A 19,472-nucleotide genomic window follows, 5' to 3' on the forward strand; every position below is an offset into this window, starting at 1 on the left:
GCTGCATCAGCCCCGCACCGGGCAGGCGATGGGCAGCGCTGGCGCCATGCCGCCGCGGCTTTTCAGGACGCGCCATTGCGCCGGACGGGTGTCGACGGCAATGCGCAGGGCTGCCGGTGACGGGTTGTGTGCAGCCTGTTGCGGCCTGCAGGCGAAGGCCAAGGCCTGGCCGGTTTCGGCGGCCACCTGCAAGCGCCGCAGGGCACGGTCGTCGGCACGTTCCGGCCAGCACAGCACAGCCGCGCAACTGCCCGAGCGCAGGCACTGTTCGGCAGCCCAAAGGGCATCGGCAGGCGCAGCATCCACCTGCACCAACCAGCGAAGGTCTACCCCCGCTGCCTGCCAGGCCGGGGCATAAGGAATGAAAGGCGGCGCCACCAGCACCACCCGGCTGGCTGCAGCGGTCACCCGGGCCAAGGTTGGCCACAGCAGTTGCAATTCGCCACACCCGGGGCTGGCCAATAACAATTCGCTCAGTGCTGATGCGGGCCACCCGCCTTCCGGTAAACGTTCGTCGAGCGCCGCATGGCCGGTCGGCTGCAACCCGAGTGGCCGCGCCTGGTCCTGCCGGCCGCGCCATATCCGCCGCTGGTCAAGCAGCCGGTCGAGGTCGACCACCGCGCCCATCAGTCGCGCCTCAGCAAGCCGCAGAACACGCCTTCGATGAAGAACTCCTGCTCTGGCTGCACATCGATGGGGGCATAGGCCGGGTTGCGGGGCAACAGCCGGTAATGCTTGCCCTGGCGTTGCAGGCGCTTGATGGTCACTTCGCCGTCCAGGCGGGCAACCACGACCTGCCCGTCGCGGGCATCTGCCTGCTGCAGGATACCGACCAGGTCACCGTCGAAGATGCCGTCGTCGATCATCGAGTCGCCACGCACCTTCAACAGGTAGTCGGGGGTACGCCGGAACAGGCTGGGGTCGAGCAGCAGCTGCTCGTGGATATCGACGTCAGGGCCGATGGGGGCGCCTGCCGCCACCTGGCCCAGCACCGGCACTTCGAGGATTTCTGGCCGGCGCAGCGGTGCCGCCAGGCGAATGCCCCGCGCCTGGTTCGGCGTGACATCGATGTAGCCGGCCTGGCACAAGGCCGTGATGTGCTTGCGGGCGACGCTGCGCGAAGCAAAACCGAAGCGTGTGGCGATATCGGCCAGGCTCGGGGGCTGGCCGTGATCGGCGATACGCTCACGGATGAATTCGAAGATGGCGCGGCGTTTGGGGGTAAGGTTGTCCATGGAGCACATTTGTACTCCTTTCGAGGCGCGCTGAATAGCCCCCTTTGTCGTCAGCTTTCGCTATGATCCCCGGGCCTGTGTTTTTTTGATCTGGATACCCGATGCTGACTGCCCTGCTGTTCGACCTGGATGGAACCCTGACCGACACCGACACCTTGCACCTGGAGGCGTTTCGCCAGCTGCTACGGGAGCAGGACGGCCGCGAGCTGAGCCAGGCACAGTTCGAAGCCCAGGTGAGCGGCCGCGCCAATGGTGAACTGTTCGCCGAGCTGTTCAGTGGCGCCAGTCGCGAACAATGCCTGGCCCTGGCCGACCGCAAGGAGGCACTGTTCCGCGATATGTCGCCCTCATTGCAACCGCTGCCGGGCCTGTTGCGCCTGCTGGAGTACGCCCAGACGCGCGGCATCGGCATGTGCGTGGTCACCAACGCACCGCGGCTGAACGCCGAGCACATGCTCAAGGCCATGGGCCTGGGCCAGCGCTTCGAGCATGTGCTGGTGGCCGAGGAACTGGCCCGGCCCAAGCCAGACCCGCTGCCCTACCTTACCGGCCTGCAGCGGCTGGGTGCCGAGGCCGGACAGGCGCTGGCTTTCGAGGATTCTCTGCCGGGCGTGGCGGCAGCCAGTGGCGCGGGGATCTTCACCGTGGGCGTTGCCACCACGCAGACGCCGGAGCGACTACTCGCCGCGGGTGCGCAGCGGGTGATACAGGACTTTACCGACCCAGCGCTATGGGCGTTGATCGAGTCCATGCAGTGAGCCTTCGGGGCCTCTTTGCCGCCCCCGGTTTTCACCTCAACAGGCAAGATTCTGCAATTGCCCACGCTCAGGCCGCCCCATGCTGATCGACGAAGAACTGACCCTCAAAAAACTGGACACCTTCCTCGCGTTCATGCGCACCGGCAACCTTGGCCGCGCCGCCGCCGAACTGTCCACCAGCGCCGTCAGCGTGCACCGCGCCATCCATTCACTGGAAAGCGCGCTGCGCTGCCCGCTGTTCAAGCACGAAGGCCGCCAGCTGATCCCGCTGGAAAGTGCCTACGTACTGGAAAAGAAAGCTCGCCAGCTGATCCAGGACGCTGAACAGATGGTGCGCCAGACCCGCGAAGCCGCCGGTTTCTATGCCGAGCGTTTCCGCCTGGGCGCACTCTACTCGCTCACGGTGAAAACCGTGCCCAAACTGGTCATGGGCCTGAAACTGCGCCGCAGTGAACTCAACATCGACCTGACCCTGGGTTCCAACGTCGACCTACTGCAGCGCCTGAAGAACCACGAGCTGGAAGCCGTACTCGTTTCCCTCGACGAAAGTGTCAGCGACCCGGCCTGCGAACAACTGCCGCTGTTCTCCGACGACATCTACCTCGCCGTGCCCACCGACTCGCCCTTCGCCGGGCAGGCCGAAGTGGATCTGGCCGACCTCGCCGACTCCACCTTCATCACCCTCACCCAAGGCTTCGCGACTCATCGCGATGGCGCACGGGTGTTCCAGCAAGCTGGTTTCGAACCGAAGGTGGCCATGCAGGTGAACGATATCTTCACCTTGCTCAGCATGGTCAGCTCGGGGGTTGGCTTTGCCTTGCTGCCCGGGCGCATCGCGGCGGTGTACGAAAACCGCGTCAGGTTGATCGCCTTGCAGCCGCAATATCGCCTGCAGCAGCATATCGGCGTGGTATTTCTGAAGGCGCGGGAGCGGGAGCCGAACCTGCTGGCATTGCTGGCGGAATGCCGCATGTACAGCCTGGAACGCTGAGCTGCCGTGCAGCCTGACGCCCGTGTAGCCATACCGCCAACGCCGCCAGCCCGGCAGGCAGCAGCAGCGCAGCGAAAACCTGGGAGAAGCTCCAGCCCAGCGCCAGCATCTGCGCCCCGGCAAAGGCACTGAGCACGGCGCCGATGCGGCCGATGCCACTCATCCAACTGGCCCCGGTCGCCCGCGCTTGGGTTGGATAAAAGGCCGCTGCCAACGCGTTCATGCCAACACTTGCGCCATTCAGGCCAAAGCCCACGGCGCTGGCAACCACGCACAGCCAGGCGAAGTCTGTGGCCACCTGGCCGATGGCAAAAATCACCGCACCGCTGAACAGGAAGGTCAGCACCAGCACCCGCTGTGCCGGATAGCGGTCCATCGCCCAGCCCACCGAAACAGCCCCCAGCGGCCCGCCGATCTGGAAACAGGCCGTGACGATGGCTGCTTCGGACACCGAAAAGCCACCGCCCTCCTTCACCAGCGTCGGCAGCCAACCACTGAACAGATACACCAGGAACAACGCCAGCACGTAGCCGACCCAGAGCATGCAAGTACCAAAGCGATACTGGGGCGACAAGACAGTACCGATCGCACCGCCCGCCGGCAGGCCTTTGCCGGGCATGACAAAGGTACTGTCCGCGTTGACCTGCCCTGGCGCCAGGCGGCGAACGATGTCCAGGATACGTTGGCGATTCGCGCCTTTGCTGACCAGGAAGGTCACCGATTCGGGCAGGCGCCAGTACAGCAGCGGCAAGACCAATAGCGGCAATGCCCCGCCCATTGCCAGCACGCTGCGCCAGCCCAGGTTGGGGATCATCCAGGCGCTGACGAAGCCGCCAAACGCCGCGCCCATGGAGAAGCCGCAGAACGCCAACGTGATCAACAGCGAGCGGCTACGTGCCGGGGCATATTCACTGACCAGCGTGCTGGCATTGGGCATGGCCGCCCCCAGCCCCAGGCCGGTGAGAAAACGCAGCGTCACCAAGGTTTCCAGATTGGGGGAAAAGGCTGAGGCCAAGGTAAATGAACCAAACAGCAGGACGCTGCACAGTAACACCGCCTTGCGCCCATGGCGGTCAGCCAAAGGACCCGCGACCAGCGCGCCGAGGGCCAGGCCGATCAAGGCAGCGCTCAATACCGGGCCTAGGCTCTGCGCACCCAGGTTCCAGTCACTTTTCAGTTGCGGGGCAATGAAGCCGATGATGGCCACGTCCAGGCCATCAAGGGCAATGATCAGAAAGCCAAGGAACACCACCCATTTCTGGTAGCGGCCGATGGGTTGCCGATCGATCAGCTGGCGCACGTCAAGCGGGTTGTTCATGGGTATCACCTGTTGTTGTTTTTATGGGGGTGTATCGGGGCCGCGTTGCGGCCCAACCGCCAGCACACGCAACATCACCACCGGCTGAGGCTGGGCAGGTGCGCAGGCCTGATGATCCGCGTTTCCTGCGCCACCACCAGGTCGCGGGTGGCATGCAGGTACGCGGCAAAGTCCGGGTCGGCGTCGCGCGCGGCACTGCGCTTTTCAAAGTCATCAAGGCTGTCGTAGCCCCACAAGTGCACCACCTGGTTCAGCGGGCCGATGCTGCTGGTATAGAACCCCAGTGGTGGGCCGAGATGGCGTAGCAGGATCGGCAGCGCCAGCTGGTCGAAAGCGTCGAGAAAAGCCGCCATGCCACGCGGGCGGATGGTGTAGATGCGGTGGTCAACCACAGGCTTGTCCATCACGCCACCTCCTGCGCGTTGCCCACCGCTGCCAACCCTTGCTCGACACCTGCCAGGTGGCGCCCGGTGATGTAGCCAAAGGTCATGATCGGCCCCAGGGTGATACCCGCCCCGGGGTAGTTGCCCCCCATGATGCTGGCGCGGTCATTACCTACGGCATACAGGCCATCGATGGCCTGGCCGTCGGCCGCCAGCACTTCGCCAACCACGCTGGTGCGTAGCCCGTCGAATGTGCCAAGGTCGCCCATGATCACCTTCACGGCAAAGTACGGCCCCTCAGCCACCGGTGCCACGCAGGGGTTCGGCTGCTGCTGCGGGTCGGCCAGGTAGCGGTTGAAGCTAGTGCTGCCCCGCCCGAACTGGCGGTCTTCACCGTGAACTGCTCCGAGGTTGTAAGCGCGCACGGTCTGCTCCAACCCTTGTGCATCGATCCCGGCCTTGGCGGCCAGCTCGGCCAGGGTCTTGCCCTTGAGCAGGTAGCCGTTGCGCAACAATGGCCCCAGCGGCATCGGCGCAGGCTTGGCGTAACCCAGGCCGTACTTGGCCAAGGTGCGGCGGTCGCACACCAGCCACATGGCCGTTTCCGCCTGCCCTTCACAGGCCCCGATCAGCGCTGCGCCCACGTCATGGTAGGAATTCGACTCGTTGGTGAAACGCCGGCCCGAACGCAGCACACCGATCACACCGGGTTTGTAACGGTCCAGCAAATGCGGAAAGGCTATATGCCGCCCGCCTGCCACCGGCACCTTCGACACGGGCATCCACGCGGCGGGTGCCTGCAGACGGATATCGACCCTGGCCCCCAACGCCTCGGCCATCCGCGCACCATCACCGGTATTGCCCGCCGGCACCGGCGAAAAATGCTCGCCGCCACGCCGCACATGTGGGTAGGCCTGGCGCAGCCGTTGCACATCGTGGGAGAAGCCACCACAGGCCAGCACCACCCCACGCCGGGCCTGGATGCACAGCTCGCCGCCGGCCTGCTCGGCCAAGGCACCCACCACGCGGCCACCTTCTTGCAGCAACTGCCGCGCCGGCGTACCCGTCAGGATCGGTATGCCCAGGTCCAGCGCCGAACGCACCAGCCGCGCCGCCAGGGCATTACCGCTGGTAACCTGGGTGCCACGGCGGTACAGGGCCAGCTCCTTCACATGAGTCATCAGCCGCTTGGCTACATAAAGGAACGAGGTCAACGAACGGGTAGCATTGAAGAAGTGCTTGAGGTCGGCATTCGAGGAATTGAACATCATGCCGATGAAGGTGATGGTTTTCAGCGGCGGGCGCAGGCGTGCCATGTCCTGGCCGAGACCGCGAATGTCATAGGGGGCGGCCAGTATCGAACGGCCAACGTCAACGCCTCCTTCGACCTGCGGGTGATAGTCGGGGTATAGCGTAGGCACGAACTTCACGGCCGTCTCGCGCTCGAAAAACGCCACCATTTGTGGGGCGTACTGCAAGAATGCCTCGACACCCTCAGCATCGAAGCACGCGCCTGCTTCGTTGCGCAGGTAGGTCATGGCCGCCGCGTGGCTGTCGCTACCGCCGTACGGGTTGCCTGGCACCCAGAGCACGCCGCCGGAAAATGCCGTGGTGCCGCCGAAGCAGTCGTCCTTTTCGATGACAACCACCTCCAGGCCACGTTTTTTCGCCGTGATCGCGGTCGCCAGGCCACCGGCCCCTGCACCTATCACCAGCACATCGCAATGGCGCGTATTCATTGGCCTGCCCCCTCGAAACCCGGGCGCGGGATCAGGGCCATCGGCATGCTCTCCAGCCCGCCATCCACGGTCAGCTCAGCACCGTTGATATAGTCGGCGCGGCGGCTGGCCAGGAACAGCACAGCCTCGGCGATGTCTTGTGGTTCGCCGATGCGTTGATTGGCAGTCATGGCGCTGCGCTGGCGCTCCACCGCTGGGTCGGCATAGAACGCCGCCGACAATGGCGTGCGAATCAACCCAGGGCACACCGCATTGCTGCGCACACCGCGCGGCCCCCATTCCACGGCAATCTGGCGTGACAGCATGCTGACCCCGGCTTTGGCCGCGCTGTAGGCGCCGCTGTTGGGCTGCGGATAATGGGCAGCAATCGAGGCCACGTGCACCATGCGGCCTTGGCCGCGGGCCAACATCGAGCGGCCAAAGGCCTGGGCGCATAACAGGTAGCCACTCAGGTTGACCGCGAGCACCTGGTTCCAGTGTTCAAGGCTCAACGTGTCCAGTGCGCCGGGGCGCAGCACGCTGGCATTGTTGACCAGTACATCGCAGCGCCCATGCAGCGCTTGTACCTGGGCGGCGGCCTGCTCCACGCTGGCCGGGTCGGCAATGTCACAGGCCAGGGCAGTGATTTCGCCGGCACTGTGCTCACCCATTGTGGCCGCCAGTTCGCGGCATTTGCCCAGGTCGCGGTCCAGCAGCACCACATGGGCCTGCTGTTCGACCAGCGCAGCAGCCAGCGCCGCACCAATGCCACCGGCCGCGCCGGTAATCACGCAGACGGCCGAATCCAGGCCCAGCCACTGAGAGGGAATCTTGTTGTTGTGCATGCAGCTCTCCAGAGTGTCGCTTGTTCTGGGCCACAGCCTATGGCCGGCAGGCACATCGGCAGAATGGACAAAACCTGCAACCCGCACCACATTCCGGTCAATTTCTCCCCGGTACCCTGAACCCTGCGTGTCGCTATGGCACAGTGGCCCTGTAGCGGACAGAACAATTACAACAACATGAACAAGATCCCCACTTACGCCCTGTACGGTGAAGCCGCGCAGCCGGTATGGCACGAGTCCCTGCATGTGGAGCAGATTTCCAAGCGCTCTGGCGCGCACAACTGGGAAATTGCCGCACACCGTCATGACGGCCTGCTGCAACTGCTGTACCTGCAAAGCGGTGGCGGCGAGGTGCTGTTCGACAGTGACCGGCTGCAGGTGCAGGCGCCCTGCGTGGTGTATGTACCGGCGCAGGTGGTGCATGGTTTTCATTGGTCTGGACAGGTCGAGGGCCAAGTGATCACGGCGGCCCAGCACCCGCTTGAAGGCATCGCCCAGGTACTGGCACCCAGCCTCGGGGCGCAGCTGCGCAAGCCGCAGGTGATCGCCCTGCCGCGATGGCCAGCCGACGAAGACCCGTTGCTGCCGCTGTGCCGTGCCCTGCGCGAGGAGTACCACAACCGCGCCCGCGAGCATGTGGCCAGCAGCATGGCGCTGCTGCTGACGCTGGTGATTCAGGTACTGCGTCATGAGCCGCAGCTGCCACAGGCTGAGCTGCGCCCGGTGTCAAGACGCAGCCAGCAGTTGACCGCGTTTCGTGAGCTGGTCGACATGCACTATCGCGTGCATTGGCCACTGGCGCAGTACGCTGCAGAGCTGGGCATGACCCTGGCTACGCTGGGGCGGCTGTGCCAGGAGCACCTGGGCATGACACCAATGACCGTGATCAATGCCCGGCTGGTGCTGGAGGCCAAGCGCATGCTCGGGCATTCGAGCCTGAGTGTGAAGGCAATTGCCCACGAGCTTGGGTTTGCCGATGTGGGCTATTTCAGCCGGTTCTTTCGCAAGCAGGTGGGGGTGAGCCCCAGCGGGTTTCGGGAAGGCCAGTGAATGATCAGGCCAAAGCCCGCTGCACCTCGCCCACGGTGCTCGCCAGGCTGCTCAGGTGCAGGTTCAGCACACGCTCGACCGGTGCCTGGTCCAGCGGCCAATGCAAGGCGACGCTCCCGGCCAGGCGCCCTTCGGCATGCACCGGCAAGGCGATGGCTCGGATCAGATGCGGCAGGCGCACCGGGTACTCCCAATGCCCTTCAGTGCGCTGGCCAAAGCCCTTGTGCGCCTCCTCCTCGATATCGCGCAGCACGGTTTCGTCACCGACCCGCGCATGGGATGCCAGGCGCTGCACTTCATCCACCGCCAGCTCGCCCAGGCAGGCCCGCCCCATCGCCGAATGGAACAGGCTGGCATGGTGCCCGACGATTTGACAGGTGTGCGGGTAGCGCTTGCGCAAGACCTGGGGAATGGCGCTTTCCATCACCTCCAGCCGCTCCCCGTCGAAACACGACAGGTCCACCACCAGGCCAGTGCGCTCACTCAGCTCCAGCAGCAGTGGCGCGGCGCTTTCCACGAGGCGCCGCTTGAAACGCAGCTGGCGGTCGCCATACAGGCGACGCGCACTCAACCGGTAGCGCCGGTCACTCAGGCCACGGTACACCCAGCCTTGCTCCTGCAAAGTGGCGAGCATACGTGACACCGTGGCCTTGGGCAGCGCGGTCAGGTAATGCAGCTCTTCAAGGCCCAGTGCCTGGTGTTCGCCGAGCAGGTCGACGATGGCCAGGGCCCGTTCCACCGAACGCACACCGCCATTGTCTGCCGTGATGCCCATGGGTATGACCTCCTTGTAGCGGGATGGTCAGAATAGCCAGCAAGATCCGCGCCTGCATAGCGCTCTCATGGCGTCTGCAGGCCTTGCGGCGGACAGCGCGGCACCCAGCGGGTGAGCTGCTCATGGGCAAATGCCAGCTGCAACACGGCGTGGTCAGCCTGGGCCGGGCCTATGATCTGCAGGCCCATGGGCAAGCCGGCCGCATTGAAGCCAACCGGCACGCTGATGCTCGGCAGGCCGGCCAGGGTCGGCCCGATCACGACCTCCATCCAGCGGTGATAAGTGTCCATCGCCCGCCCCCCGACCACCGTTGGCCAGGCCTGCCGTGCATCGAAAGGGAACACCTGGGCCGACGGCAACAGCAGGAAATCGTAACGTTCGAACAACTTGGCCAATGCCCGGTACCAGTCGCTGCGGTCCAGCGAGGCCTGGTACAGCGCCGCTGCACTCAGTTGCAAACCGCCCTTCACCTCCCACTGCGCTTCGGGCTTGAGCAGTGCCCGTTTTTCGGGGTCGGCATACGCCGCGCCGAGGTTGCCGTGCACCAGGAAATGGCGATGGGTCAGCCAGCACTGCCACAACCGGGCAAGGTCGAATGCTGGCTGGCAGGCTTCGACCCGGCAACCCAGCTCGGCAAAGTCGGCCAGCGCTGCCTCACACAGCTTCATCACCCCGTCATCCATCGGCAGGTAGCCGTTGTAATCGCCCAGCCAGCCCACCCGGACGCCACGGCAATCACGCTGCAGCCCGGCAGTAAAATCGCGCCGCCCTTCACTGAGCGACAAGGGCGCCCGCACGTCGACGCCGGCCTGGATCGACAGCAGGCGCGCCACGTCGGTCACACTGCGGCCCATTGGGCCCTCGGTGGCCAGCTGCTGCACGAACAGCTCCGGCGCCGGCCCGTGCGGCACCCGCCCCTGCGAAGGTCGCAGGCCGAACACGTTGTTGAACGCCGCGGGGTTACGCAGCGACCCCATCATGTCGCTGCCGTCGGCTACCGGCAGCAGCCGCATGGCCAGGGCAGCCGCCGCCCCGCCGCTGCTGCCGCCCGCCACACGCTGGTGGTCGTAGGCGTTGGTGGTAGTGCCAAACAGCGTGTTGTAGGTCTGCGAGCCCAGGCCAAACTCGGGCACATTGGTCTTGCCCACGATCAGCGCCCCACTCGCCCGTACCCGCGCCACACTGATCGCGTCATGCTCGGGAACCTGCTCGGCAAACAACGGCGACCCCATCGTGGTGCGCAGCCCGGCAGTGGCGGCCAGGTCCTTGATCGCCTGTGGCATGCCATGCATCCAGCCGCGCGAATGGCCCAGGGCCAGTTCGCGGTCGCGCTCGTCGGCCTCGGCCAGCAACGCCTCGGCCGGGCGCAACGACACCAGCGCATTGACCTGCGGGTTGCAGCGCTCGATGTGCGCCAGGTAGGCCTGCATCACCTCCCGGCACGACAGCTGGCGGGCATGGATGGATTGGGACAACGCCTCGGCGTCAAGGGCCACGATGGGGTCGATGGCTAGCGGCTTCACGGTTTCACTCCAAGGTTGAAGGCGGCAGGCTTGCCCGCACGGGGTGCTTCTTTCAGGCAATAGGTACCCAACAGGGTCAGAAGACAGGCGAACAATACGTAGAACGATGGCGCAACGGGGGTGCCGAGCACTTTCGTCAGCCAGGTAACGATCAGCGGGGCGAAACCGCCGAATACCATTACCGCCACGTTATAGGCCACCGAAACACCCGTAGAGCGCACGTCGACCGGGAACTGCTCGGCCAAGGCGGTGGGTGCCGGGCCGAAGAACCCGCCGATGGCCGTGCACAGCAGCAGTTGCATGACCAGCAGTCGCTCCAGGGACGGCGCAGCGGCCACCCACACATACAGGGGGTAGACCATCACGAAGAACGCCAGGGTGAAAGCCATCAGCACCGGGCGTCGCCCCAGACGGTCAGACAACGCTCCGGCCAAGGGAATGACGATGGTCATCAGCCCTACGGCAAGCATCTGTACCAGCAGCACCTGGTCCAGCGGCAGGCCGAGGCTCTTGTGGGCAAAGGTCGGCATGTTCACCAGCACCACGTAGAACGACACCGTCGCACCACAGGCCAGGCCCATCGACACCAGCAGGCTACGCCGATGCTGACGCAGCACCTGCATCAGGCTCGGTGACTGGCCTTTGGCCTGGCGACGCGCCTCGATGAACTCCTCGGGGTCTTCCATGTGCTTGCGGATCCAGAGGCCAACCGGGCCGATCAACAGGCCCAGCACGAACGGGATGCGCCAGCCCCAGCTGTCCAACGCCTCAGGCGAGCACAGGTGGGTGACCAGCGCCACCATCGTCGCCCCGGAGAATACCGCCAGGCATTGCCCCACCAGTTGCCACGAGCCATACAGACCCTTGCGATGGGCCGGCGCACTTTCCACCAGAAAGGCCGTGGCGCTGGCGTACTCACCGCCGGTGGCAAAGCCCTGCAGCATGCGCGCCACTACGATCAGCAGCGGCGCAGCCATGCCGATGGCCAGGTAGTCCGGGGCAAAGGCGATCATGGCGATGGACACGGTCATCAGGCGGATGATCATCTGCATGGCAGCCTTGCGGCCTCTGCGGTCGGAATACATGCCCAGCAACACGCCCCCCACTGGGCGCATGAAAAAGCCGACGCCAAAGGTGGCCAATGCCATCAGCAGCGAGGCGTATTCGTCGTCGGACGGGAAGAACTGCCGGGCGATGATGCTGGCCAGAAAGCCGTACACGATGAAGTCATACCATTCCAGGGCGTTGCCGATAACGGCGGCCACCACTTGCCGGGTACGCGACACGCCGGTGCTCGAAGTCTGCATAGGGAACACTCCACACAATGATTGGGTGATCGCCCGGGCGCGGTCGCGCCCAGGTTCCAGCGGCAGTCGTCAAAAAAGAGGGTCAGATGGGCGCGAGCCACCGCTCTGCCAGCGCGCACCAGTAGGCGGCGCCGGTCAGCAGGATGTCGTCGTTGAAGTCGTAGGCCGGGTTGTGCACCATCGGCCGTGATACGCCATTGCCGATGAACAGGTAGGCGCCCGGGCAGCGCTGCAGCATCCAGGCGAAGTCTTCGCTGCCCATCAGCTTGCGGGTGTTGCCATCCACCGCGTCAGCCCCAAGCAACTCGACCCCTACCTGCATGGCGAAAGCGTTTTCCTCGGCATGGTTGACCAGCACCGGATAGGCCGGGCGGTGTTCGATACTGGCGCGACAGCCAAAGCTTTCGGCCTGGCTGACGATGATCGCCCGCACCCGCGCCAGGGTCTGCGCCCGCACCTCGGCGTTGAGCGCGCGCAGGCTCAGGCGCAGCAGCGCCTGCTGCGGAATGACGTTGGCTGCTTCGCCGGCCTGCAACGCACCGACCGTGACCACCGCAGCTTCTTGTGCATCGATGTTGCGGGCCACCACCGTTTGCAGCGCCATCACCACACTGGCGGCCGCCACCAGCGGGTCGACGGTCAGGTGCGGCATCGAGCCATGACCACCAACACCGTCGAGCGTGACGGTGAGCAGGTCCTGCGACGCCATCATCGGCCCCTCGCGAAAGCCCAGATGCCCGGCCGGCAACCCCGGCATGTTGTGCATGCCGAACAGGGCATCGCAGGGGAAACGCTCCAGCAAGCCGTCGGCCAGCATCGCCTCGGCGCCGCCCTGGCCCTCCTCGGCAGGCTGAAAGATCAGCGTCAGCGTGCCATCGAACTGTCGAGTTGCCGCCAGGTAGCGTGCGGCGCCCAACAGCATGGTGGTGTGCCCGTCGTGGCCGCAGGCGTGCATGCAGCCTGGGTGCTGGCTGCTGTATGCCGCGCCCGTTGCTTCGTGGATGGGCAGCGCGTCCATGTCGGCGCGCAGGCCCAGGCGGCGTTGGCTGCTGCCATTACGCAATACACCGACCACGCCTGTCTGGCCGATGCCCGTGTGCACCTCGTAGCCCCACGCCTCGAGCAACCGGGCAACCAGTGCCGAGGTGCGGCTTTCTTCAAAGCCCAGTTCCGGGTGAGCGTGGATATCGTGACGGATTGTGTGCAGGTCGCTGGCTACATCGTTCAGCCAGGCCAGGATGTGCTGGTGTCGGGACATGCAAAGTCTCCTCGCGCGGGTGGTTTCCCGGTCTTGTTGTTCGCCTTGAGATCACGACGCGTGCGGGCAGGTCGTGCCAGGTCACAGGTTTGCGCGCGTAGCTCAAGAGCACAATTGAATATGGTTCCACCCTGTGGAACATGGCGCGATCCCGTACAGGCATCGCAATTACTGCTACCTTGGACGGCTCAGCCAGCCAAGGACCGCGTCATGCCCACACGCCCAACCACACCAAGCGGTTTCGTCCGGGTGCGCGGTGCCCGTGAACACAACCTGAGGAACATCGATGTGGATATCCCCCGCGACGCGCTGGTGGTATTCACGGGAGTATCCGGCTCGGGCAAGTCGTCGCTGGCCTTCTCCACGGTGTACGCAGAGGCCCAGCGCCGCTATTTCGAATCGGTGGCACCCTATGCCCGGCGCCTGATTGACCAGGTGGGTGTACCAGACGTGGACAGTATCGAGGGCCTGCCGCCAGCGGTGGCCTTGCAGCAACAACGCGGCACGCCGAGTGCTCGTTCCTCGGTGGGTAGCGTGACCACCTTGTCCAGTTCGATCCGCATGCTCTATTCCCGCGCTGGCCACTACCCGGCAGGGCAAGCGCTGCTGTACGCCGAAGACTTTTCTCCAAACACGCCCCAAGGCGCTTGCCCGCAGTGCCATGGCCTGGGGCGTGTCTACGAGGTGACCGAAGCGACCATGGTCCCGGACCCGTCCCTGACCATCCGTGAGCGTGCAGTGGCCGCGTGGCCAATGGCCTGGCAAGGTCAGAACCTGCGCGACATCCTGGTCACGCTGGGCTATGACGTCGATATGCCTTGGCGCGATCTGCCTCAGGCGCAGCGCGACTGGATTCTGTTCACTGAAGATACCCCCACCGCCCCCGTGTATGCCGGCCTGACCCCTGCGCAGACCCGCGAAGCGCTCAAGCGCAAGCTGGAGCCCAGCTATCAAGGCACGTTCATGGGCGCCCGCCGTTACGTGCTGCATACCTTCATGCACTCGCAGAGCGCGCAGATGCGCAAGCGCGTGGCCCAGTACATGCGCCCCAGTCCCTGTCCGCTGTGCCAGGGCAAGCGCCTGAAGCGCGAGGCACTGGGCGTGACCTTCGCCGGCCTGGACATCGCCGAGCTGTCGCAGCTGTCGTTGCAGGCGCTGGCGGATGTGTTCCGCAAGGTGGCGGCAGCGGACTACCTGACCCGAAAACAGGACCCGCTGACGGTAGAAAAGCGCCTGGCAGCCCAACGCATCGCCAACGAGTTGCTCGAACGCATCGATACCCTGCTCGAGCTTGGCCTGGGTTACCTGGCCTTGGAGCGCAGCACTCCGACCCTGTCTTCTGGTGAACTGCAACGCCTGCGCCTGGCCACCCAGCTGAATTCACAGCTGTTCGGCGTGATCTACGTGCTCGACGAACCTTCGGCCGGTTTGCACCCCGCCGACAGCGAAGCACTGTTCGCAGCCCTGCAGCGCCTGAAGCACGCTGGCAACTCGGTGTATGTGGTGGAGCATGACCTGGACACCATGCGCCGCGCTGATTGGCTGGTGGATGTCGGGCCAGCGGCCGGTGAGCATGGCGGCACCATTCTGTACAGCGGGCCACCCGCCGGCCTGGCCGAGGTCGAGCCGTCACGCACTCGCGCCTACCTGTTCAGCGCGCCGGCCCGGACCACGCGTCAGCCCCGCCAGGCCGGCGACTGGCTGAAGCTTGAAGGCATCACCCGCAACAACCTGCACAACGTCAGCGCCGCCTTCCCGCTTGGCTGCTTTACCGCCGTTACCGGTATTTCCGGCTCGGGCAAGTCCAGCCTGGTGAGCCAGGCCCTGCTGGAACTGGTGGGCGCGCACCTGGGCCATGTGGAGCAACGGAGCGAGGCCGAAGCACAGAGCCTGGAAGACGCACCGGAACAGGCCAGCAGCGGCCATGTGAGTGCGGGCCTTGGCAGCATCAAGCGCCTGGTGCAGGTCGACCAGAAGCCGATCGGCCGCACGCCCCGCTCCAACCTGGCCACCTACACTGGCCTGTTCGACCATGTACGCAAGCTGTTCGCCGGCACCGAACACGCCAAAGCGCAAGGCTTCGATGCCGGGCGATTTTCCTTCAACGTCGCCAAGGGCCGTTGCGCCAACTGCGAGGGCGAAGGTTTCGTCAGCGTCGAGTTGCTGTTCATGCCCAGTGTCTACGCACCCTGCCCGACCTGCCATGGCGCCCGCTACAACCCCGAAACCCTGGCGGTGAGCTGGCAGGGCATGAACATCGCGCAAGTGCTGCAGCTGACCGTCGAACAGGCACTGGCAGCATTTGCCGACCAGCCTCCCGTGCGGCGTTGCCTGCAGGTGCTGCAGGATATCGGCCTGGGTTACCTGCGCCTGGGCCAGCCTGCCACCGAACTGTCCGGCGGCGAAGCGCAGCGCATCAAGCTGGCGACCGAACTGCAGCGCACGGCCCGCGGGGCCACGCTGTATGTGCTGGATGAACCTACCAACGGCTTGCACCCGCAGGACGTCGACCGGCTGCTGGTGCAGCTCAACCACCTGGTCGAGGGGGGCCACAGCGTGGTGGTGGTCGAACATGACATGCGGGTGGTGGCGCAGAGTGACTGGGTGATCGATATTGGCCCGGGGGCTGGGGATTCCGGGGGCAAGGTGGTGGTCAGCGGCACCCCGCAGGTGGTGGCCGAGTGCAGGGCAAGCCGCACGGCCGAGTTTCTGGCCAAAGCGTTGTAGCGGGCGGCGCCCAATCTCGACCTCAGCACAAAAACCAAAGGACGCAACTAGCAGCACCAAGCGTCGCTAAAGTAAAGTCTGCCGATGGATAAATACGCCCCCCGCCAGTGGCTCCCCCACGAAAAGCCCAGCCTGCCAGGCTCCCCTTCCACGCCCCTGCATTCGCCAGCCAAACGCCTGGCCTACGGGGTGGTCGGCCTGCTGGTGGCAATCACCGGTGGCCTGGGCAACGCGCTGGTCACCGCCAACCTGGTGTTCCTGCAAGGCGCCCTGGGTGCAACCACCGCGGAAATGGCCTGGCTGCCGGCCGCCTATGTGATGACCAACGTCTCCATCAACCTGCTGTTGGTGAAGTTCCGCCAACAGTTTGGCCTGCGTGCCTTCACCGAAGTTTTTCTGGTGCTGTACGTGCTGGTCACCTTCGCCCACCTGCTGGTCAACGACCTGAACTCTGCCATCGCCGTTCGCGCGGCCCACGGCATGGTCGGCGCGGCGCTCAGCTCGCTGGGGCTGTATTACATGATTCAGGCCTTCCCGGCGCAGTGGCGGCTCAAGGCCATGGTACTGGGCCTGGGCGCCTCGCAGCTGGCGCTACCGCTGGCCCGGATCTTTTCTGAAGACCTTCTGCAAATCGCCGAATGGCGCGGGTTGTACCTGTTCGAGCTGGGCCTGGCACTCACCGCACTGGGTTGCGTACTGCTGCTGAAATTGCCGCCCGGTGACCGTTTTAAAACATTCGAACCCCTCGACTTCCTGACCTTCACCTTGATCGCCAGCGGTACCGCACTGCTCTGCGCCGTGCTGTCGCTGGGGCGCATCGACTGGTGGCTGGAGGCGCCGTGGATCGGCGTGGCACTGGCGGCGTCGATCGCGCTGGTCTTCAGCGGCCTGGCCATCGAGCACAATCGCCGCAACCCCTTGTTGATGACCCACTGGCTGGGCAGTGGCGCCATCATACGCCTGGCCCTGTGCGTGGTGCTGATCCGCATGGTGACCTCGGAACAGTCCACCGGCGCGGTCGGTTTCCTGCAGGCGCTGAACATGGGTAGCGAGCAGATGCGCACGCTGTACTGGATCATGCTGTTGGGCGCTGTCGCAGGCCTGGCCAGCAGCGCCCTCACCATCAACCCCAACCATTTGGTGATCCCGCTGTTCGTCTCGCTATTGGCGATGGCCGCCGGCGCCTTCATGGACAGCAGTTCCAGCAACCTCACACGCCCGGCTCAGATGTACTTGAGCCAGTTCCTGCTGGCCTTCGGCAGCACCTTCTTCCTCGGCCCGTCGATGGCCCTGGGCATCAGCCATGTGCGCGCCAACCCGCGCAACCTGGTCAGTTTTTCGGTGTTGTTCGGCATCTGCAACAACCTCGGCGGCCTGATTGGTGCGGCGTTGCTGGGCACCTTCCAGACCTGGCGGGAAAAGTTTCACTCCAGCCACCTGATGGATCGCCTCAGCTACCTGGAACCCCTGGTCAATGCCCGCGTTCAAAGCGGGGGTGCCGGTTACGGCGGCATCATTGCCGACCCTGCCTTGCGCAGTGAAGCCGGCATGCGCCTCCTGGCCAGCGCTGCTACCCGTGAAGCGAACGTCATGGCCTACAACGATGTGTTCGTGCTGATTGGCAGCATCGCTATCCTGACCATGATCTGGATCTGTATCCGCAGCACCTGGCTCTGGCATGTGAAACGTCAGGCCACCCTTACCGACTCTACCCCCGGCGCGCCCACCCGATGACCGACAACACCCGCACCACGACCACCACCGCCATCGCTGAAACCCCGGAGGGCGTCACACCGCCCAGTGAACCAACCAGCCCGGTACGCACGCGGCGGGTGCGCATCCTGTCATCCATCAGCTTTGCCGCCGTGGCCTTGGCCGGCATCCTGCTGGTGCTGTATGCCTGGCGCCTGCCGCCGTTCAGCAGCGCCATCGAAAGCACCGAGAACGCCCTGGTGCGGGGCCAGGTGACCATCATCGGCCCGCAGCTCAGTGGCTACGTCGTCGATGTACCGGTGCATGACTTCCAGTTCGTCAAGGCCGGCGACTTGCTGGTGCAACTGGATGACCGTATCTACAGGCAACGCCTTGCCCAGGCCAGCGCCCAGCTGCAACAGCAGTTGGCGGCCCTGGCCAACAACCAGCAACAGCGCAACAGCGCCGAAGCGACCATTGCCCAGCGCCAGGCCGCCATCGGCGATGCTGCGGCCCAGGCGGCCAAGGCCAAGGCTGACCTCGGCCGCAACCAGGCGCTGGTCAACGATGGCTCGGTGTCGCGCCGCGACCTGGACCTGGCCCGTGCCAGTGAGGCCGCTGCCGTCGCCAGCCTGGCCCAGGCCAGGGCGGCGCTGGAAATCGCCCGCCAGGACCGTGAGACCGTGGTGGTCAACCGGGCCGCACTCGAGGCCTCGGTGGAGAACGCCAAGGCCGCCGTGGAGCTGGCACGCATCGACCTCGACAACACCCGCGTCACGGCCCCGCGCGATGGCCAGCTGGGGCAGATCGGCACCCGCCTGGGTGCTTATGTCAACTCCGGCGCGCAGCTCATGGCGCTTGTGCCCGACACCCTTTGGGTGATTGCCAACATGAAGGAAACCCAGATGGCCAATGTGCGTATCGGCCAGCCCGTGAGCTTTACCGTAGACGCGCTGAACCACCTGAAGCTTCGAGGCCATGTGCAGCAGATTTCGCCGGCCACCGGCTCTGAATTCGCCTTGCTGCAGGCGGACAACGCCACTGGCAACTTCGTCAAGATCGCCCAGCGCATACCGGTGCGCATCACGGTGGATGCCGACCAGCCGACTGCCAGGCATCTGCGCCCAGGGATGTCGGTGGTGGTCAGTATCGATACCCGGGGCGAACAGTGATGTAACCCCCGGCAGGGATGCCGTCGTGCCACGATTGCGCCGCTCTAACCCGTGGGTTTTAATCGCGCACGATCCGTCGCCAAGGAAGTTTCACCATGTACAGGAAGATCGTGCCACTGGCACTGCTGGCAACACTGGCCGGTTGCTCCGACAGCCAGGACACCATCAAGGCCAGTTTCCACAAGGCTGCCCAGGCCTCCCTGGATACTCGGTACCCACACTGTTTCGTCATCAGCTCGTTCCCTACCAAGACCCAGGACTTCGACGTGCACGGCACCAACAAGGCGTTGCACGCCCTGGCGCAGGTAGGCGTGGTCAGCGAGAAGGAAATTTCGCGCACCGAAATACCGGCCCGCCTGTGGTCGCCGGCACGCACGGATATCTACTACGCCTACGACCTGACCGATGAAGGCCGCAAATACTACAAGGCGGGCGCCGGGCTGTGTTTCGGCAAGGCGCAAGTGACGGCGATCGAGCAGTTCAGTGAGCCGAGCGAGGCAACCGGGCAGAAGCTGTCGAATGTGACCTATGCCTACAAGATCATCGAGTTGCCGGCGTGGGCCGCCAATGATCAGGTGAAGGCCAGCATCCCCGGCTTGGGCCAGGCGGTGGCCAGCAATGCTGCCCCGCTAAAGGAAACCCGAACCCTGGTGCTGACCGGCCAAGGCTGGGTAGATGACCAGTTGCTGGCCCAGTAGCCCGAAGCCTGTACCGGCACTA

At 65.0% G+C, this 19,472-nt stretch carries 15 protein-coding genes and 3 pseudogenes; 7 read left to right on the forward strand and 11 right to left on the reverse strand.

From position 1 onward, the window contains the following. Window positions 1-6: 6 nt before the first annotated feature. Window positions 7-627 carry a translesion DNA synthesis-associated protein ImuA gene (imuA, locus tag DMX11_RS15625; RefSeq protein WP_110745311.1) on the reverse strand — a complete coding sequence of 207 codons (621 nt, stop codon included), beginning with the start codon at window positions 625-627 and terminating at the stop codon, window positions 7-9. After that, entirely contained in the window at window positions 627-1,244 is a 618-nt protein-coding gene (gene lexA, locus DMX11_RS15630) for a transcriptional repressor LexA (protein WP_110745312.1), read from the reverse strand. Before lexA ends, imuA begins: the two co-directional genes overlap by 1 nt. Window positions 1,245-1,336: 92 nt before the next feature. Between lexA and DMX11_RS15635 the strand changes: the two genes are divergently transcribed. After that, window positions 1,337-1,993 carry an HAD family phosphatase gene (locus tag DMX11_RS15635; protein ID WP_110745313.1) on the forward strand — a complete coding sequence of 219 codons (657 nt, stop codon included), beginning with the start codon at window positions 1,337-1,339 and terminating at the stop codon, window positions 1,991-1,993. Between the two features lie 79 nt (window positions 1,994-2,072). Next, a complete protein-coding gene (locus tag DMX11_RS15640; protein WP_110745314.1) occupies window positions 2,073-2,984 on the forward strand; it encodes a LysR substrate-binding domain-containing protein in 912 nt (303 codons plus the stop codon). Here DMX11_RS15640 and DMX11_RS26240 read toward each other — a convergent pair. From DMX11_RS26240 to DMX11_RS15660, 4 genes and pseudogenes are all read right to left on the reverse strand, one after another. Then, a pseudogene (locus DMX11_RS26240) lies at window positions 2,920-4,302 on the reverse strand (MFS transporter); the annotation flags it as partial. The gene DMX11_RS15640 and the pseudogene DMX11_RS26240 overlap by 65 nt on opposite strands. A gap of 74 nt (window positions 4,303-4,376) precedes the next feature. Then, window positions 4,377-4,706 carry an NIPSNAP family protein gene (locus tag DMX11_RS15650; protein ID WP_110745316.1) on the reverse strand — a complete coding sequence of 110 codons (330 nt, stop codon included), beginning with the start codon at window positions 4,704-4,706 and terminating at the stop codon, window positions 4,377-4,379. Further along, a complete protein-coding gene (locus tag DMX11_RS15655) occupies window positions 4,706-6,424 on the reverse strand; it encodes an FAD-dependent oxidoreductase (RefSeq protein ID WP_110745317.1) in 1,719 nt (572 codons plus the stop codon). Before DMX11_RS15655 ends, DMX11_RS15650 begins: the two co-directional genes overlap by 1 nt. Beyond that, entirely contained in the window at window positions 6,421-7,248 is an 828-nt protein-coding gene (locus tag DMX11_RS15660) for an SDR family NAD(P)-dependent oxidoreductase (RefSeq protein WP_110745318.1), read from the reverse strand. Before DMX11_RS15660 ends, DMX11_RS15655 begins: the two co-directional genes overlap by 4 nt. Window positions 7,249-7,425: 177 nt before the next feature. Between DMX11_RS15660 and DMX11_RS15665 the strand changes: the two genes are divergently transcribed. Next, on the forward strand, window positions 7,426-8,298 hold the full coding sequence (locus DMX11_RS15665; protein WP_110745319.1) for a helix-turn-helix domain-containing protein: 873 nt from the start codon (window positions 7,426-7,428) through the stop codon (window positions 8,296-8,298). A 4-nt stretch (window positions 8,299-8,302) separates the two neighbouring features. Here the strand turns inward: DMX11_RS15665 and DMX11_RS15670 are convergent, their stop codons facing one another. The 4 genes from DMX11_RS15670 to DMX11_RS15685 form a co-directional block, all read right to left on the reverse strand. Beyond that, the gene (locus DMX11_RS15670) at window positions 8,303-9,073 is read right to left on the reverse strand and encodes an IclR family transcriptional regulator (protein ID WP_110745320.1); all 771 of its coding nucleotides are present in this window, start codon (window positions 9,071-9,073) and stop codon (window positions 8,303-8,305) included. Window positions 9,074-9,138: 65 nt separating this feature from the next. Beyond that, window positions 9,139-10,596 (reverse strand): amidase, encoded by a 1,458-nt coding sequence (locus DMX11_RS15675; RefSeq protein WP_110745321.1) that lies wholly within the window; start codon window positions 10,594-10,596, stop codon window positions 9,139-9,141. Further along, window positions 10,593-11,903 (reverse strand): citrate-proton symporter, encoded by a 1,311-nt coding sequence (locus DMX11_RS15680; RefSeq protein WP_110745322.1) that lies wholly within the window; start codon window positions 11,901-11,903, stop codon window positions 10,593-10,595. Before DMX11_RS15680 ends, DMX11_RS15675 begins: the two co-directional genes overlap by 4 nt. Window positions 11,904-11,985: 82 nt before the next feature. Then, a complete protein-coding gene (locus DMX11_RS15685) occupies window positions 11,986-13,161 on the reverse strand; it encodes a M20 aminoacylase family protein (RefSeq protein ID WP_110745323.1) in 1,176 nt (391 codons plus the stop codon). 210 nt (window positions 13,162-13,371) lie between these two features. Between DMX11_RS15685 and DMX11_RS15690 the strand changes: the two genes are divergently transcribed. Beyond that, window positions 13,372-15,888: an excinuclease ABC subunit UvrA gene (locus DMX11_RS15690; protein WP_110745324.1), complete on the forward strand. Its 2,517-nt coding sequence runs from the start codon at window positions 13,372-13,374 to the stop codon at window positions 15,886-15,888. Window positions 15,889-15,972: 84 nt separating this feature from the next. Continuing rightward, window positions 15,973-17,214: pseudogene (locus tag DMX11_RS15695) on the forward strand (MFS transporter); the annotation flags it as partial. Window positions 17,215-17,400: 186 nt separating this feature from the next. Here the strand turns inward: DMX11_RS15695 and DMX11_RS26485 are convergent. Beyond that, window positions 17,401-17,568: pseudogene (locus DMX11_RS26485) on the reverse strand (hypothetical protein); the annotation flags it as partial. Window positions 17,569-17,618: 50 nt separating this feature from the next. Between DMX11_RS26485 and DMX11_RS15700 the strand changes: the two are divergent. Both DMX11_RS15700 and DMX11_RS15705 read left to right on the forward strand, forming a co-directional pair. Continuing rightward, complete coding sequence (locus tag DMX11_RS15700) at window positions 17,619-18,752, forward strand: HlyD family secretion protein (RefSeq protein WP_110745326.1); 1,134 nt, start codon at window positions 17,619-17,621, stop codon at window positions 18,750-18,752. A gap of 95 nt (window positions 18,753-18,847) precedes the next feature. Next, window positions 18,848-19,450, forward strand: coding sequence for a hypothetical protein (locus DMX11_RS15705; protein ID WP_110745327.1), 603 nt, complete (start codon window positions 18,848-18,850; stop codon window positions 19,448-19,450). Window positions 19,451-19,472: the final 22 nt, after the last annotated feature.

The sequence above is a fragment of the Pseudomonas sp. LB-090624 genome (assembly GCF_003205205.1).
GTDB lineage: Bacteria > Pseudomonadota > Gammaproteobacteria > Pseudomonadales > Pseudomonadaceae > Aquipseudomonas.